Below are 15,650 nucleotides of genomic sequence, written 5' to 3'. Positions count from 1 at the left end.
TGTGGTCCGGTTCCGGCGCACGCCACGAGCTGCCCGACGGCATGGGTGCACCGAACCCGCGGCGGGCTCCTGCGAGGGCGCGCCGGCCGGGAGCCCGGGCGGGTGACCGGAGCCGGCTCACGGCCCCTGCGGGCCGTGCCGGTCGAGCTGGTCCTGGAGGTCGTCCCAGCGGATGGTCTCCCAGCGCTCGGTCAGGGCGGACAGCAGCCGTCGGGAGTCCTCGGCGTCGAGGTCGGGCAGGGTCAGCGTGCGTGCCTGCCGGGCCCTGCGCGCGAAGCCCTCGCAGAGCAGGGCCAGCGTCTCGGCCTTGCGGGCCTGGTCGGCGGGGCGGCTGAAGCCCAGTACGGCTCCCAGCGCGGAGGAGGCGAGGGCGAGCACGGCCGCCGGGCCCTGGTGCTGCTGCGAGGCCAGGACGCTGACTCCGGCCAGCGCCGAGAGGACCGCCACGGTCAGCCCCGCCCATGTTTCGACGAAGCGCCACCACACCGCCCAGCTCCGCTGGCCCCGCGCGGTCTTCGCGGCCAGCTCCTCCAGCGCGGAGATCTCCTCGGCGGCCATGCCGCGCACGGTGTGCGCCAGGTCTGTCTCTCCGTCAACGCCCTCGCTACGCTCGGTAGTACGAGCACGAGGACGAGCACGGCCACGGACCTCGGGGGGAGTGGTGGAGTCGTGATCCGCAGAAGGTGTCTGGTTCTCCTGGTCCTGATCGGGCTCGCGCTGACGGGGTGTTCCCGTGAAACCGTCGGACAGGGCCCCTCCCGGCGCTACGGCACGCTCACCCAGGACTGCTCGGAGGAGTACATCGTGGTGTTCGCCCGTGGATCGAGTCAACCCCAGGACGTGTCGGGGCAGCCCGAGACCCGGCGCTTCTTCGACGCGATCGACGAGGTGATCCGCCACGAGGCGAAGATCGGGTTCGTCTCGGTGGAGTACCCGGCGCGCGGCGGCCACACCGGCAACTGGGAGGCGTACCGCAACCAGGCCACGTCCGGCTCCTACCACGACAGTCGGGCCGCCGGCTCGGAGGCGGCGGCCCGACTGTTGAACGACCGCTCAGCGCACTGCGACGGGCTCGAAGCGGGGACGAAGGGGCGCGCCCGGCAGTGGTTCATCCTCGGCGGCTACTCGCAGGGAGCCCACGTCATGCGCGAAGCGCTCTTCCGGTTGACCGACGCGGCCAGGCAACGGGTGCTCTACGTCGCCCTGTTCGGGGATCCCACCTTCCGGGACTCGGAGATCGCGGCCGGCAGTCGCCAGAAGGGCGCCCAGGGCGTCTTCGGCGGGCCGGAACAACAGGTCCCGGCGGACCTCGTGGACAACACCGAGTCGTACTGCGACGGTCGGGACCTGTTCTGCGGCGGCGGCCGGGAGCTGGGCGCCCTCGCGGCCAGCCAGGCCAAGGACATCCTGCTCAGCGCGGTGGGCCGGCAGTCGGCACACGCCCTCTACCCCTTCGAGGAGATGTACGAGGCGGCCGCCCGGTACCTCAGGCGCCGGACCGTGCCCTTCGCCTTGCCGCACATCGACATCAACAGCGGTCAGTTCGCCGGCCGGTACGAGGGCACCGCCGGATGCGCATGGAGCGGCGAGGTGGGCTACTCCGAGCCCGGGCTGATGATGTACCTGACCCTCGACATCACCCCGGAGGGCACGGACCTCAGCGGTACCGAACGGGTCGACCGCCTCACAGCGGTGCTCACCTACGAGGACACCGGCCGGCCTCGGCGCAAGCGCCTGGGTCAGGCACAGCTGGCGGGGACCGCACGGGAGGGCGGCGTCGACCTCAAGCACCAGAAGTGGCTCAGCGGCGGCGAGGGGGTGACGCCTCTGGACGTCGTCGCCGAGGCCTCGTTCCGGGTGACGGGGGACGGGCCGGTCGGCAAGGCCAAGAAGCTCGCCGCCCTCGCCACCCCGCTCTCCGGCCACCAGGGCTGCTTCTACCGGCTGGGCGACACGGTCCGCACCGGCCGGTGAACGGCGGCCGGCGGCCTTGCCGCCCCCGCCCCGCACCGGACGGCTCCGGCCCTACAGCTCGGTGACCCTGCCGCCGGAGACCTCCAGGCGGCGGGTCACCCGGACCGCGTCGAGCATCCGGCGGTCGTGCGTGACCAGCAGGAGCGTGCCCTCGTACGACTCCAGGGCAGACTCCAGTTGCTCGATCGCCGGGAGGTCGAGGTGGTTGGTCGGCTCGTCCAGGACCAGCAGGTTCACTCCGCGGCCCTGGAGCAGCGCGAGCGCGGCACGGGTGCGCTCACCGGGGGAGAGGGTCGCCGCCGGGCGCAGGACGTGTGCCGCCTTGAGCCCGAACTTGGCCAGCAGGGTGCGCACTTCGGCGGGCTCGGTGTCCGGGACGGCCGCGCAGAACGCCTCCAGCAGGGGTTCGTCCCCGAGGAACAGGCCGCGGGCCTGGTCGACCTCGCCGACGAGGACGCCGGAGCCGAGGGCGGCCGAGCCGGTGTCGGGGGCCAGCCGGCCCAGGAGCACCGCGAGGAGGGTGGACTTGCCGGCACCGTTGGCCCCGGTGATCGCCACCCGATCGGCCCAGTCGATCTGCAGGCTGGCCGGACCGAAGGAGAAGTCCCCGCGCTTGAGAGCCGCCTCGCGCAGGGTGGCCACCACGGAGCCCGAGCGGGGCGCCGCCGCGATCTCCATGCGCAGCTCCCATTCCTTGCGGGGCTCCTCGACGACCTCCAGGCGTTCGATCGCGCGCTGCGTCTGGCGGGCCTTGGCAGCCTGCTTCTCGCTGGACTCGCCGCGCAGGGCCTTGCCGATCTTGTCGTTGTCGGTGGACTTGCGGCGGGCGTTGCGCACGCCCTTGTCCATCCAGTTGCGCTGCATCTGGGCCCGGCCCTCCAGGGCGGCCTTCTTGTCGGCGTACTCCTCGAACTCCTCTCGGGCGTGGCTGCGAGCCCGCGCGCGCTCCTCCAGGTAGGAGTCGTAGCCGCCGCCGTAGAGGTTGATCTGCTGCTGCGCCAGGTCGAGTTCGAGCACCTTGGTGACGGTCCGCGTCAGGAACTCGCGGTCGTGGCTGATCACGACGGTCCCGGCGCGCAGCCCCTTGACGAACCGCTCCAGCCGCTCCAGACCGTCCAGGTCCAGGTCGTTGGTGGGCTCGTCGAGCAGGAAGACGTCGTAGCGCGAGAGGAGGAGCGAGGCCAGGCCGGCCCGGGCCGCCTGCCCGCCGGACAGCGCCGTCATCGGCAGGTCGAGGCCGATGGTCAGGCCGAGGTCGTCGGCGACCTCCTCGGCGCGCTCGTCGAGGTCGGCGCCGCCGAGGTCGAGCCACCGGTCGAGCGCGGCCGCGTACGCGTCGTCCGCGCCCGGCGTGCCGTCCACCAGGCCCTGCGTCGCCGTGTCGAGCTCCGCCTGGGCGGCGGCCACGCCGGTCCGCCGGGCCAGGAACTCCCGTACCGACTCGTCGGGCCGGCGCTCCGGCTCCTGCGGGAGGTGGCCGACGGCGGCGGTGGGCGGCGAGAGCCGCAGGTCCCCGGTCTCGGGGGTGTCCAGCCCGGCGAGCAGGCGCAGCAGGGTCGACTTCCCGGCGCCGTTCACGCCGACGAGGCCGATGACGTCGCCGGGCGCGACGACGAGGTCGAGATCGGCGAACAGCGTGCGCTCACCGTGCGCGGCGGTGAGCTTCTTGGCGACGAGGGTTGCAGTCATGATGGGCCGATCCTATCGGCGTGCCGGCCGGCCCCCGGCGCGGCCGGACAGGCGGGACGCCCTGCATGGCGCCCACCCGAGGGGGTCTGCCCACCACGCGGCCACGGGATCGTCGCCGTGCGGCGTCCTCACGGGGAGGCGTCGTCACGGGGCCCATGTGAAGCGGGGCGCCCGGCGTTCCAGGAACGCGGCGACGCCCTCGGCGGTGTCGTCGCTCCCGGCCGCCTGCTCCTCCCAGTACGCGTCCCGGTCGGTGCGGCCGTCCGCGAATTCCTTGGCGGCCGCCTGCGTCAGCTGCGAGCGGGAGGCCAGGACCTTCGTGAACGCGGCCACGCGCTGGTCGAGCCCGCCGGCCGGCAGCAGCTCGTTGAGGAACCCGGCGCGCAGCGCCTCTTCCGCCCCCATCAGCTCCGCGGAGAACAGGAGGTACTTGGCCCAGGCCGGGCCGACCAGGGAGGCGAGCCTGCGGGTGGAGGACGCCGGGTAGACGATGCCCAGCTTCGCCGGGGTCACCCCGAAGGACGCCCCCTCCTCGGCGAAACGCAGGTCGCAGGCGGCCGCCAGCTGGCTGCCGCCGCCCACGCAGAAGCCCCGGATCGCCGCCAGGGTCGGCTTGGGGAAGGCCGCCAGGGCCTCCTCCGCGGCCACCGCGAGGGCCCGCGGGTCCTCGTCCCCGGTGAGGGAGGAGATGTCGGCGCCCGCGCAGAACGTCGGCCCGGCTCCGGTCAGGACGAGCACCCGGACGGCCGGGTCGCAGGCCAGGCCGTCCAGCAGCCCGGGGAGCCTCCGCCACATCGCGGCCGTCATGGCGTTGCGCTTGGCGGGGTGCGAGACGACCACGGTGGCGACCCCGTCGCAGACCGTGTGCAGGAGGGTTGCGTCCCGGGCTTCATCCATGCGCCGGATGCTATCCCGGGCGGTGAAATCTATGATCAGGGGAGTCCTCGGGGGGGCGTCTCGTCGGTCCGGCGGACCGACGGGCGGGGTCCGCCGCGACGGGGTCTTCCCGGACCCCCGCCAGGGGGTGTGAGGAGGTGGCACGTCCATGGGTGCAGACCGTGCGCAGGACACCGCGGCCGGAGGCGGGGAACCGCGGCGGGAGAAGAAGAAGGTCAGCCGCAGCTTCGGGCTGATGGCCGTGCTCGGGGTGTTCCTCGTACTGGCCGGACTGGTCGGACTGATCTACACCGGCCTCGCCACGCTCACCTCGATGTTCCTCTTCGGCTGGCTGCTGCTCATCGGCGGCGTGGTCGGGCTGGTGCAGGCGGTGCAGTCGCGGGGAAGCAACTACTTCTGGCTCGCCGTCATCGTCGCCGCGATCAACATCGCGGCCGGCTTCGTGATCCTGCGCCGCCCCGAGGCGAGCGCCGAGGCACTGACCATGTTCGCGGCCCTGCTCTTCCTCACCGGGGGACTGTTCCGGCTGGTCGGCGCCTTGGTGGTGCGCGGTGCCAACTTCGGGCTCGCGCTGGTCCAGGGCGCCTTCGGCGTGCTGCTGGGCTTCCTGATCCTCTCGAACTGGCCGGGCAACAGCCTCTACGTGATCGGAACCTTCTTCTCGCTCGCCCTGTTGTTCGACGGCCTGAGCCTCATCGCGATGGGGATGGGGGCGCGCCGCATCCTGGGGTTGGTCAGGGAAGACGAGCCGGGCGCGGGCCCCGCCGCCGGGCAGGGGGCGCGTGAGGCGGCCGAGAAGCGTCCGGCAGAAGATCAGGAACAGACCAACAACTGACGCAGTCACTCGCCAGTGGTCGGAAAGTGTCCGATTGACGCTGACTTCTGGTCAGCGGTCCGGGCCGGATCCACCCCTTCACCACTCTTGTCGCGTGGAGACGATCGAGCGCGAAGACGGGGGCCGGGAGATGGACGCCAGCGGGAGCGGCCCACGAGCCGGGGAAGGGGCATCGGAGGCCCCGGCCGACCCCCTCGCCTACGAGGGTGTGTGGAGGTTCACCGCTCCCGCGGTTGAAGAATCCGTTCCGCAGGCCCGCCGGGCCGTGCGGGACCTGCTCGGGCGCCAGGGGGTGCCGGCCGCTCAGGACCTCGTGTACTCCCTGCTCCTGATCGTCTCCGAACTGGTGACGAACTCGGTGCGGCACGCCGCCCTGCTCTCGCCCGAGGTCGCGGTCGAGGTCGCGATCGGCCGCGAGTGGGTACGGGTCGCCGTCGAGGACAGTCACCCCTACCGCCCCAAGGCGCTGGAGGCCGATTTCGGCCAGACCGGAGGCCGCGGCCTCCTGCTCGTCCGGGAGATCACCCTGGAGTACGGCGGGGTCTGCGACGTCGAACACACCTCCACCGGCGGCAAGGTCGTCTGGGCGGCCCTCCCGATCGCCACCCCGCCGACCGCCCGCTGAGCGGCGGACGGCGGGAGTGGCGAGGACGCCTACGGGCTACCAGCCCGCCGCGTCGCCGGTCAGCTCGCGGATCGCGGGCCGCGCCGCGTCCAGCACGGTCATGAACCAGGCCGAGAACGGCACCTCGGCGTGCCGCTTCGCCAACTCCTCGGCGGTGACGAAGGCGGTGTCCTCGACCTCCTCCGGGTCCGGCCGCACGGCAGCCTGCGCAAGTCCCACGAACAGGTGATTGAACTCCTGCTCCACGAGGCCCGACGCGGGGTCCGGGTGGTTGTAGCGCACCGTTCCCGCCTCCGCGAGCAGCGAGGGCGACAGCCCCAGCTCTTCGTGGGTCCGCCGGGCCGCCGCCGCGAACGGAGACTCCCCGGGGTACGGGTGGCCGCAACAGGTGTTCGACCAGACGCCCGGCGAGTGGTACTTCCCGAGGGCCCGCTGCTGGAGCAGCAGACGGCCCCGCTCGTCGAACAGGAACACGGAGAACGCCCGGTGCAGCTGCCCCGGTGCCTGGTGGGCGGAGAGCTTCTCCGCCGTGCCGATGGTGTTCCCGGACTCGTCGACCAGTTCGAGCATGATCGGTTCTTGAGTACCGGTGCCGTTGGACGCGCTGTTCGCGGCGGTGGCTGGTGTGGTCGGCATACCCATCCTTCGCTTCGGACTTCGGCCTTCAGTCTGCCGTACAAAAGAGGCTTGTCCCCACTTCGGACATCCGTGTATGCACGCCCCCCGCCGCGTGCTACGGCCCGTCCCGCGGCCCCGGTCGCGGTCCGCGGGACGGCCCCTGAGCGGGGGCGGATGCCCCTGCGCGGCCCTCCCGCCCGTCAGACTCCGAACGGGGCCGGATACGCGATCGTCCCCGCCGGCACCGGTCCGGAACCGTCCAGCACCAACGCCATCAGCGCCTCGTCGGGGACCTCGAAGGGGGCCCGGATCCCGAATCGTGACGCCGCGGTGAATCCGAAGCGCGGGTAGTAGGCCGGGTGCCCCAGCACCAGCACCAGCGACTCACCCCGCTCCCGCGCCGCCGCGAGCAGGGCCCTCACCACCGCGCTGCCCGCCCCCGAGCGCTGGTGCGCCGGAGCGACCGCCACCGGGGCGAGCGCCAGCGCCGGGGCGCCGCCGACCTTGCACCGGGTGAGCAGGGCGTGCGCCGCCACCGAGCCGTCCGGGGCCTCGACCACGTACGACAGCGCGGCCGGCCAGGAGGGGTCCGCACGCAGCGCGTCCACGAGATCCGCCTCCAGCGGGGTCTCGAAGGCCGCCAGGTGGACCGCCCGCACGGCGGCGGTGTCCGCAGCGGTCTCCGGACGGGCCGGCCAGGCCCCGTCCGCGCCGGCCTCCACCGGACGCAGGACGTAGCCCGTGTAGCCGTACTCGTGCCCGTGCCGGGCCCGTACGCCGAGCTCCTCGCGGGTGGCGGCCAGCGCCCGCGCCACGGCCGGGGAGCCGTCCCCGGACCGCTCGCGGACCCGCTCGGCGAGTGGGCCGTAGTACTCCTCCCAGTCGGAGTCGGGCAGCGGGTGCACGCCCAGGACCCGGTAGCCGGCGGCCTGCGCGGCCGCGACGTTTCCGGCGGTGGAGCGCAGCGGGTACTGGGGGTCCCAGAAGGCGCGGGCCCCGGCGGACGGCTCCGCTGCCGTCCACTCGCACTCGGTCAGTACGAGCGTGCCGCCCGGGGCGAGGAGCCGCCTCCACCGCGCGAGCGCGGTGTCGAAGCCCAGGATGTAGGCGGAGCCCTCCGCCCAGACGAGGTCGAAGGAACCGTCCCCGGCCTCTTCGGCGGGCAGCGCGCCCATGTCCGCCTCGACGGTGCGGATCCGGTCGGTGAGGCCGCGGTCCGCCGCGGCCGCGCGGAGCTCGTCGAGGAAGGGGCCGTGCAGGTCCACGGCGGTCACCTCGGCGGCGTCCGGGCCGGGCCCGCCCGCCTCGGCGGCGAGCAGTAGCGCGCTGCGGCCCGGACCGCAGCCCAGGTCGAGGACGCGTGGACGCTCGGGCAGCGGCCCGCACAGGGACAGCAGGGCGCGGGTGCTCGCATCGGAGCCCGGAGCCTGCCGGGGAAGGCCGTGGTGGAGGGTGAGGAAAGCCTCGAAGGAGGCGGCGTCGGTGATGCTGACGTCACTGATGTCGTCGGTCAACGTGAACCCTGGGAACAGGGGCTCCGGCCGATCTGGACGTTCCCGGCTCGATACGGGGAACGATGGATCAGGCCCGGCCGGTCGCCCGGAGGAAGGGGGAGATGCACCGGAGCTCGCAGCGCTCGGCCGCGACCCTCGCGACGGTCATCAACCCACCTCGTTTCCGCTCGACACCTGCAGGGGCGTGTCCACCGTAACATCCGGGCCGTTTGTGGTACCGCATCGTGATCACCGATGATGATCGCGACGCGGCCCGACCCCGGATATTCGGCTTGTCAGGGCGTAAACGGGCGATGAATCCCTGGTTCCCTTCATCCGATAGCCTCTGCCGACGTGCCGCCCCACGGGTGCGCGCGTTCGGAATCCGTCACAAGGAGTGAGTTCGTCTGCCGACCGTCATCCTCACCGGCCTGCCGGTCCCCGGATCGCCGCTCGCGGACGAGCTCCGCTCACTCGGCTTCGAGGTCCGCCCGGCCGCCGGTCCCCAGGACGCCGCAGCCGCACTGGCCGGCGTACCCGCCGACCAGCGGGTGGCCGTCGTGGACAGCGCCTTCGTCGGCCACGTCCACTCCCTGCGGCTGGCGCTGACCGACCCGCGCTTCGAGGCATGTGCCGTCACCGGTGCCCTCTCCGTCCAGGCGAGTGCCCGCGAGGCCCTCGACAAGGCGGTGGCGTCCGAGGGCGCCCACGGGGCCGCCCCCTACGCCGACCGGCTCGCCGCCGCCGTCGAGGCCGCCGGGACCACCGTCCAGCGCCCCGAACTCGGCAGCCTGGTCGCCACCGTCCCCGCCGGCGCGGACGAGCGGGCGGCGGCTGCCGCCGCGGTCGCCGCCGTGGACGAGGAGGCCGTCCGGCTGCGGTCGGCCGTGAAGTCCCGCGACGGGTTCTTCACCACCTTCTGCATCAGCCCCTACTCGCGCTACCTCGCCCGATGGTGTGCGCGCCGCGGTCTGACCCCGAACCAGGTCACCACCGCCTCGCTGGTCACCGCACTGATCGCGGCCGGCTGCGCGGCCACGGGCGAGCGCTGGGGCTACGTCGCGGCCGGTGTGCTCCTCATCGTGTCCTTCGTCCTGGACTGCACCGACGGGCAGCTCGCCCGCTACTCCCTGCAGTACTCGACGATGGGAGCCTGGCTCGACGCGACCTTCGACCGGGCCAAGGAGTACTCCTTCTACGCCGGCCTCGCGCTCGGTGCCGCCCGCAACGGCGACGACGTCTGGGGCCTCGCCCTCGGCGCCATGATCCTGATGACCTGCCGGCACGTCGTGGACTTCTCCTTCAACGAGGCCAACCACGACGCCACCGCCAACACGAGCCCGACCGCCGCCCTGTCGGACCGGCTCGACAGCGTCGGCTGGACGGTGTGGGTCCGGCGGATGATCATCCTGCCGATCGGCGAGCGCTGGGCGATGATCGCGGTCCTGACCGCCCTCACCACCCCCCGGATCGTCTTCTACGCCCTGATCGCCGGCTGCGCGTTCGGCGCGCTGTACACCACCGCTGGCCGCGTCCTGCGGTCCCTGACCCGCAGGGCCCGGCGCACCGACCGCGCCGCGCAGGCGCTCGCCGACCTCGCCGACTCGGGCCCGCTCGCGGAGTTCCAGGCCAGGCTGCTGCGCGGGCGGGCCGGCTCCTTCGGGTCCGTGTACGTCGCCGCCCTCGGCACCGTGCTGATGGCCACAGCCGCCCTGTACCTCCCCTTCGGCGACCCGAGGCTCATCGCCGTCGCCGTGATCTACGTCATGACCGCGGGCCTCGCCGTCGCCGCCCCGCTCCGGGGCGCGCTCGACTGGCTGATCCCGCCGCTGTTCCGGGCGGCCGAGTACGTGACGGTCCTCGCGCTTGCCGCCAAGGCGGACGTCCCCGGCGCGCTTCCGGCGGCATTCGGCCTGATCGCGGCGGTCGCCTACCATCACTACGACACGGTGTACCGCATTCGCGGCGGCACCGGCGCGCCCCCGCACTGGCTGGTGCGGACGATCGGCGGCCACGAGGGACGGGTCCTGCTGACCACGGTCCTCGCCGCCGTCCTCGTGGACCGCGCATCGGACTTCCCCGTCGCGCTCACGGTCCTGGCCGTGTTCGTGGCACTCGTGGTGCTCGTGGAGAGCATCCGCTTCTGGGTCTCCTCCGGGGCACCCGCCGTACATGACGAAGGAGAACCAGCATGATCGGCCTTGTCCTCGCTGCCGGTGCGGGACGCCGCCTGCGCCCCTACACCGACACCCTGCCCAAGGCCCTCGTGCCCGTCGGCCCCGAGGGCGACGAGGAGAGCCTGACGGTCCTCGACCTGACCCTCGGCAACTTCGCCGCGGTCGGTCTCACCGAGGTCGCGATCGTCGTCGGCTACCGCAAGGAGGCCGTCTACGCGCGCCAGGCCGCGCTGGAGGCCACGTACGGGCTGAAGATCACGCTGATCGACAACGACAAGGCCGAGGAGTGGAACAACGCCTACTCCCTGTGGTGCGCGCGTGAGGTGCTGCGGCGCGGTGTGATCCTCGCCAACGGCGACACCGTCCACCCGGTCTCCGTCGAGGAGACCCTCCTCGCCGCCCGCGGCAACGGCCAGAAGATCATCCTCGCCCTCGACACGGTCAAGGACCTGGCCGACGAGGAGATGAAGGTCGTCACCGCCGACGGCGAGGGCGTACGGAAGATCACCAAGCTGATGGACCCCGCCGACGCCACCGGCGAGTACATCGGCGTCACCCTCATCGAGCCCGAGGCGGCCGAGGCCCTGGCCGAGGCGCTGAAGACCACCTTCGAGCGCGACCCGGACCTCTACTACGAGGACGGCTACCAGCAGCTCGTCAACGACGGCTTCGTGGTCGACGTGGCCCCCATCGGCGACGTCAAGTGGGTCGAGATCGACAACCACGACGACCTCGCCAAGGGCCGGACGATCGCATGCCAGTACTGACGAGGCTCATCCCCTCGCCCGTCGTCGTCGACATCAGCCGCGGTGCGATGGACGACTTGGCCGGCCTCCTCGCCGACCAGCGGATCTCCGCCTCCGGCAAGCTCGCCATCGCCATCAGCGGGGGCTCCGGCGTGGCGCTGCGCGCCAAGCTGGAGCCCGTGCTCCCGCACGCCGACTGGTACGCCGTCGTCGACGGCACCATCGACTCCGCGGTCAAGCTGGCCGACGACATAAAGGGCCGCCGCTACGACGCCGTCGTGGGCCTGGGCGGCGGCAAGATCATCGACGTGGCCAAGTACGCCGCGGCGCGGGTCGGGCTGCCCATGGTGGCCGTCGCCACCAACCTCTCGCACGACGGGATCTGCTCGCCGGTGTCCATCCTGGACAACGACAACGGCCGCGGCTCCTACGGCGTCCCCACGCCGATCGCCATGGTGATCGACCTCGACGTCATCAAGGAAGCCCCGGTGCGGTTCATCCGCGCCGGCATCGGCGACGCGATCTCCAACATCTCGGCGATCGCCGACTGGGAGCTCTCGCACCGGACCACCGGCGAGCCAGTCGACGGCCTGGCCGCGGCCATGGCCCGTACCGCGGGCGAGTCCGTGCTGCGCCACCCGGGCGGCTGCGGTGACGACGAGTTCCTCACCGTGCTCTCCGAGGCGCTCGTGCTCTCCGGCATCGCCATGTCGATCAGCGGGGACTCCCGCCCCTCCTCCGGGGCCTGCCACGAGATCAGCCACGCCTTCGACCTGCTCTACCCGGGGCGCTCCGCGCTGCACGGAGAGCAGGTCGGCATCGGAGCGGCCTTCGCGATGCACCTGCGCGGGGCCGCGGACGCCTCCGGCCACTTCGTCGAGGTGCTGCGCCGGCACGGCCTGCCGGTCGCCCCCGAGGAGATCGGCTTCAGCGTCGAGGAGTTCGTCGCGGCCGTCGAGTACGCCCCCCAGACCCGCCCGGGACGCTTCACCGTCCTGGAGCACCTCAACCTGTCCGCCGCCGAGATCAGGGACGCATACGCCGACTATGCCAAGACCATCCGTAGCTGAACTGAGGCCCGTCGTCCACCCCGCGGGCGTGAAGGACCGGGTCAGCGGCGAGCACTGGGGCGGGCGCCTCTACATGCGCGAGATCTCCCTGCGCATCACCCGCGTCCTGGTCACCACCAAGGTCACCCCCAACCAGCTGACCTACCTGATGACCCTCGCCGGCGTCCTCGCCCTGCCGGCGCTGCTGGTGCCGGGCGTCTGGGGCGCCGTCCTCGGCGTGGTCGCGGTCCAGCTGTACCTGCTGCTCGACTGCGTCGACGGCGAGGTCGCCCGCTGGAAGAAGCAGTACTCGCTCTCCGGGGTCTACCTGGACCGGGTCGGCGCCTACCTGTGCGACGCGGCGGTCCTGGTCGGCTTCGGCCTGCGCGCCGCCGACCTGGGGGGCACCGGAGGCGCCGACTGGCTGTGGGCCTTCCTCGGCACGCTCGCCGCGCTCGGCGCCATCCTGATCAAGGCAGAGACGGACCTGGTCGGAGTCGCCCGCCACCAGGCGGGGAAGCCCGTGGTCAAGGACGCGGCGGCCGAGCCGCGCGCCAAGGGCATGGCCCTCGCGCGCCGCGCGGCGGCCGCGCTCAAGTTCCACCGCCTGATCCTCGGCATCGAGGCCTCGCTGCTCATCCTGTTCCTGGCCGTCCTGGACCAGATGCGCGGCGATCTCTACTGGTCGCGCGTCGGCGTCGCCGTCCTCGCGGGCATCGCGATGCTCCAGACCGTGCTGCACCTGGTGTCGATCCTCGCTTCCAGCAGGCTGAAGTGACCGCCCCGATGCGGCTGGGCGCCGTGATCATCACCATGGGCAACCGGCCCGACGAGCTCAAGGCCCTCCTGGACTCGGTGGCCCGCCAGGACGGCGACCCGGTCGAGGTCGTCGTCGTGGGCCAGGGAGTACGGGTGTCCGAGGTGGCGGACCTGCCGCCGGGCGTCCGCTGCGTCGACCTGCCCGAGAACCTCGGCATCCCGGGCGGCCGCAACGTCGGCATCGAGGCCTTCGGGCCCGGCGGCCGCGAGGTGGACGCCCTGCTCTTCCTCGACGACGACGGGCTGCTGGAGCGCACCGACACCGCCGAGCTGTGCCGCCAGGCCTTCGCCGAGGACCCCGAGCTCGGGATCATCAGCTTCCGGATCGCCGACCCGGACACCGGGCGGACGCAGCGCCGCCACGTGCCGCGGCTGCGCGCCTCGGACCCGATGCGGTCCTCACGCGTGACCACCTTCCTGGGCGGTGCCAACGCCGTCCGCACCACGGTGTTCCAGCAGGCCGGAGTCCTGCCGGGGGAGTTCTTCTACGCTCACGAGGAGACCGACCTGGCCTGGCGCGCGCTCGACGCGGGGTGGCTGATCGACTACCGCGCGGACATGGTCCTGCTCCATCCGACCACCGCCCCCTCCCGGCACGCGGTCTACCACCGTATGGTGGCCCGTAACCGGGTGTGGCTCGCCCGCCGCAACCTGCCCGCCCCGCTGGTACCGGTCTACCTGGGCGTCTGGCTGATGCTGACGCTCCTGCGGAAGCCGTCGGGCCCGGCGCTCAAGGCCTGGTTCGGCGGGTTCCGCGAGGGATGGGCCACTCCCTGCGGGCCCCGCCGCCCGATGAGATGGCGTACGGTCTGGCGGTTGACCCGTCTGGGCCGACCTCCCGTCATCTGACCAGCCCGCGTCTGCGAACATGGCGCGAAAACGGGCTTCGAGCCACCAGCCTGCTGCCCACCTGGCCGCATCTTGAAGACGAAAGTTTCAACTTGTGAGTGACACAACCCACGACGGCGCCCTCGCCACGAGCAGGCCGCCGTCCGCAGACGCGGGGCTCAGCGCCGCGGAGCTCGCCAGGAAGTACGGCCTGTCGGTCAGCGGCGCCCGGCCCGGCCTGGGCGAGTACGTGCGGCAGCTCTGGGGCCGGCGCCACTTCATCATGGCCTTCTCCCGGGCCAAGCTGGTCGCGCAGTACAGCCAGGCGAAGCTCGGCCAGGTGTGGCAGGTGGTGACCCCCCTGCTGAACGCGCTCGTCTACTGGCTGATCTTCGGCCTGATCATCGGCGCGGGCCGGGAGATGCCCAAGGACGTCTACATCCCCTTCCTGGTGATGGGCATCTTCGTCTTCACCTTCACGCAGAGTTCGGTGATGGCGGGCGTCCGGGCGATCTCGGGGAACCTCGGGCTGGTGCGCGCGCTGCACTTCCCGCGCGCCTCCCTGCCGGTGTCGTTCTCGCTCCAGCAGCTCCAGCAGCTGCTGTACTCGATGATCGTCGTCTTCGTGGTCGCGGTCTGGTTCGGCAACTACCCGCGGCTGTCCTGGCTGCTGGTGATCCCGACGCTGGCGCTCCAGTTCGTCTTCAACACCGGCCTCGCCATGATCTTCGCGCGGATGGGCTCGAAGACCCCCGACCTGGCGCAGCTGATGCCGTTCGTGATGCGTACCTGGATGTACGCGTCGGGCGTCATGTTCCCGATCGGGATCTACCTCAAGGAGCAGCCGCAGTGGATCAGCGACGCGCTGCTGCTGAACCCCGTCGCGATCTACATGGACCTGATCCGGTTCGCCCTGATCGACGACTACGGCGCGAGCAACCTGCCTCCGCACGTGTGGCTCTTCGCCGTGGGCTGGGCCACGGTGATCGGCCTCGGCGGCTTCGTGTACTTCTGGAAGTCTGAGGAGCGTTACGGCCGTGGATGACAACACCCGGGGACGCGTCCCCACAGTGATCGCGGACGGCGTTCACATCGTCTACCGCGTCAACGTCGGCAGCAGCGGCAGGGGTGCGGCCACCGCCGCGCTCAGCAAGATAGTCCGCCGGAGGAAGGGCGACGCCCCGGGCGTGCGCCGCGTCCACGCCGTGCGCGGGGTCTCCTTCACCGCCTACCGCGGCGAGGCCATCGGCCTCATCGGCTCCAACGGCTCCGGCAAGTCCACCCTGCTGCGCGCCATCGCCGGCCTGCTGCCCTGCGAGGAGGGCAAGGTCTACACCGACGGCCAGCCCTCGCTGCTCGGCGTGAACGCCGCGCTGATGAACGACCTCACCGGTGAGCGCAACATCGTCCTCGGCGGTCTCGCCATGGGTATGAGCCGCGAGCAGATCAAGGAGCGCTACCAGAGCATCGTCGACTTCTCGGGCATCAACGAGAAGGGGGATTTCGTCTCCCTGCCGATGCGCACGTACTCCTCCGGTATGGCGGCGCGGCTGCGGTTCTCCATCGCGGCGGCCAAGGACCACGACGTCCTGATGATCGACGAGGCCCTCGCCACCGGTGACCGCGCCTTCCAGGTGCGTTCGGAGAATCGGATCAAGGAGCTCCGGGAGAAGGCCGGCACGGTCTTCCTCGTCAGCCACAACAACAAGTCCATCCGGGACACCTGCGACCGGGTGCTGTGGCTGGAGAAGGGCGAGCTCCTGATGGACGGGCCGACGGAGGAAGTCGTCTCGGCCTACGAGAAGGCCACCCACGGCTGAGCCCCGGGTCGCGCGGCGTCCTGCGAGGCGCTTGCCCGCTTCACCGAAGGCCCCCGCCGCTCAGCGCGCCGGGGGCCTTG

The 15,650-nt window shown here is 72.1% G+C and carries 15 protein-coding genes; 10 read left to right on the top strand and 5 right to left on the bottom strand.

The window, feature by feature from the left end:
- Positions 1-117: 117 nt before the first annotated feature.
- Positions 118-558, bottom strand: coding sequence for a hypothetical protein (locus tag AW27_RS04985; protein WP_037916007.1), 441 nt, complete (start codon positions 556-558; stop codon positions 118-120).
- 111 nt (positions 559-669) lie between these two features.
- Here AW27_RS04985 and AW27_RS04980 point away from each other — a divergent pair, with 111 nt between their 5' ends.
- Positions 670-1,974: a cutinase family protein gene (locus AW27_RS04980; protein WP_037916010.1), complete on the top strand. Its 1,305-nt coding sequence runs from the start codon at positions 670-672 to the stop codon at positions 1,972-1,974.
- Positions 1,975-2,025: 51 nt separating this feature from the next.
- Here the strand turns inward: AW27_RS04980 and AW27_RS04975 are convergent, their stop codons facing one another.
- On the bottom strand, positions 2,026-3,663 hold the full coding sequence (locus AW27_RS04975) for an ABC-F family ATP-binding cassette domain-containing protein (protein ID WP_037916013.1): 1,638 nt from the start codon (positions 3,661-3,663) through the stop codon (positions 2,026-2,028).
- A 144-nt stretch (positions 3,664-3,807) separates the two neighbouring features.
- The gene (locus AW27_RS04970; protein WP_037916016.1) at positions 3,808-4,560 is read right to left on the bottom strand and encodes an enoyl-CoA hydratase/isomerase family protein; all 753 of its coding nucleotides are present in this window, start codon (positions 4,558-4,560) and stop codon (positions 3,808-3,810) included.
- Between the two features lie 148 nt (positions 4,561-4,708).
- On the opposite strand from AW27_RS04970, the gene AW27_RS04965 reads away from it, so the two are divergent.
- Entirely contained in the window at positions 4,709-5,395 is a 687-nt protein-coding gene (locus AW27_RS04965) for an HdeD family acid-resistance protein (protein ID WP_037916019.1), read from the top strand.
- Between the two features lie 130 nt (positions 5,396-5,525).
- Entirely contained in the window at positions 5,526-6,020 is a 495-nt protein-coding gene (locus tag AW27_RS04960; RefSeq protein ID WP_078555998.1) for an ATP-binding protein, read from the top strand.
- A gap of 36 nt (positions 6,021-6,056) precedes the next feature.
- Here AW27_RS04960 and idi read toward each other — a convergent pair whose 3' ends face one another.
- Positions 6,057-6,656, bottom strand: a complete 600-nt coding sequence (gene idi / locus AW27_RS04955) for an isopentenyl-diphosphate Delta-isomerase (RefSeq protein ID WP_037916025.1) — start codon at positions 6,654-6,656, stop codon at positions 6,057-6,059.
- Between the two features lie 182 nt (positions 6,657-6,838).
- Entirely contained in the window at positions 6,839-8,152 is a 1,314-nt protein-coding gene (locus tag AW27_RS04950; protein ID WP_236647444.1) for a bifunctional class I SAM-dependent methyltransferase/N-acetyltransferase, read from the bottom strand.
- A 539-nt stretch (positions 8,153-8,691) separates the two neighbouring features.
- On the opposite strand from AW27_RS04950, the gene AW27_RS04945 reads away from it, so the two are divergent.
- The 7 genes from AW27_RS04945 to AW27_RS04915 all read left to right on the top strand — a co-directional run bounded on the left by AW27_RS04945 (position 8,692) and on the right by AW27_RS04915 (position 15,570).
- Positions 8,692-10,326, top strand: coding sequence for a DUF5941 domain-containing protein (locus AW27_RS04945; protein WP_236647445.1), 1,635 nt, complete (start codon positions 8,692-8,694; stop codon positions 10,324-10,326).
- On the top strand, positions 10,323-11,075 hold the full coding sequence (locus AW27_RS04940) for a phosphocholine cytidylyltransferase family protein (RefSeq protein WP_037916031.1): 753 nt from the start codon (positions 10,323-10,325) through the stop codon (positions 11,073-11,075). The genes AW27_RS04945 and AW27_RS04940 overlap by 4 nt, the downstream gene beginning before the upstream one ends.
- Positions 11,063-12,124 (top strand): iron-containing alcohol dehydrogenase family protein, encoded by a 1,062-nt coding sequence (locus AW27_RS04935; protein ID WP_037916034.1) that lies wholly within the window; start codon positions 11,063-11,065, stop codon positions 12,122-12,124. The genes AW27_RS04940 and AW27_RS04935 overlap by 13 nt, the downstream gene beginning before the upstream one ends.
- Positions 12,102-12,881: a CDP-alcohol phosphatidyltransferase family protein gene (locus tag AW27_RS04930; RefSeq protein ID WP_078555802.1), complete on the top strand. Its 780-nt coding sequence runs from the start codon at positions 12,102-12,104 to the stop codon at positions 12,879-12,881. The genes AW27_RS04935 and AW27_RS04930 overlap by 23 nt, the downstream gene beginning before the upstream one ends.
- Positions 12,882-12,889: 8 nt before the next feature.
- Positions 12,890-13,771, top strand: a complete 882-nt coding sequence (locus AW27_RS04925) for a glycosyltransferase family 2 protein (protein WP_370466671.1) — start codon at positions 12,890-12,892, stop codon at positions 13,769-13,771.
- Between the two features lie 94 nt (positions 13,772-13,865).
- Entirely contained in the window at positions 13,866-14,795 is a 930-nt protein-coding gene (locus tag AW27_RS04920) for an ABC transporter permease (protein WP_037916040.1), read from the top strand.
- Positions 14,788-15,570 (top strand): ABC transporter ATP-binding protein, encoded by a 783-nt coding sequence (locus tag AW27_RS04915; RefSeq protein WP_037916041.1) that lies wholly within the window; start codon positions 14,788-14,790, stop codon positions 15,568-15,570. The genes AW27_RS04920 and AW27_RS04915 overlap by 8 nt, the downstream gene beginning before the upstream one ends.
- Positions 15,571-15,650: the final 80 nt, after the last annotated feature.

The sequence above is a fragment of the Streptomyces sp. PCS3-D2 genome (assembly GCF_000612545.2).
Classification (GTDB): domain Bacteria; phylum Actinomycetota; class Actinomycetes; order Streptomycetales; family Streptomycetaceae; genus Streptomyces.
Note: the sequence above shows the minus strand (reverse complement) of the source record. Positions and strands in the feature narration are given on the sequence as shown.

What these genes read in the sequence shown, in the direction of transcription:
- AW27_RS04985 (WP_037916007.1), bottom strand. Translation starts at nt 558, where the DNA reads ATGGCCGCCGAGGAGATCTCCGCGCTGGAGGAGCTGGCCGCGAAGACC.
- AW27_RS04975 (WP_037916013.1), bottom strand. Translation starts at nt 3,663, where the DNA reads ATGACTGCAACCCTCGTCGCCAAGAAGCTCACCGCCGCGCACGGTGAG.
- AW27_RS04970 (WP_037916016.1), bottom strand. Translation starts at nt 4,560, where the DNA reads ATGGATGAAGCCCGGGACGCAACCCTCCTGCACACGGTCTGCGACGGG.
- AW27_RS04965 (WP_037916019.1), top strand. Translation starts at nt 4,709, where the DNA reads ATGGGTGCAGACCGTGCGCAGGACACCGCGGCCGGAGGCGGGGAACCG.
- AW27_RS04960 (WP_078555998.1), top strand. Translation starts at nt 5,526, where the DNA reads ATGGACGCCAGCGGGAGCGGCCCACGAGCCGGGGAAGGGGCATCGGAG.
- idi (WP_037916025.1), bottom strand. Translation starts at nt 6,656, where the DNA reads ATGCCGACCACACCAGCCACCGCCGCGAACAGCGCGTCCAACGGCACC.
- AW27_RS04940 (WP_037916031.1), top strand. Translation starts at nt 10,323, where the DNA reads ATGATCGGCCTTGTCCTCGCTGCCGGTGCGGGACGCCGCCTGCGCCCC.
- AW27_RS04935 (WP_037916034.1), top strand. Translation starts at nt 11,063, where the DNA reads ATGCCAGTACTGACGAGGCTCATCCCCTCGCCCGTCGTCGTCGACATC.
- AW27_RS04930 (WP_078555802.1), top strand. Translation starts at nt 12,102, where the DNA reads ATGCCAAGACCATCCGTAGCTGAACTGAGGCCCGTCGTCCACCCCGCG.
- AW27_RS04925 (WP_370466671.1), top strand. Translation starts at nt 12,890, where the DNA reads ATGCGGCTGGGCGCCGTGATCATCACCATGGGCAACCGGCCCGACGAG.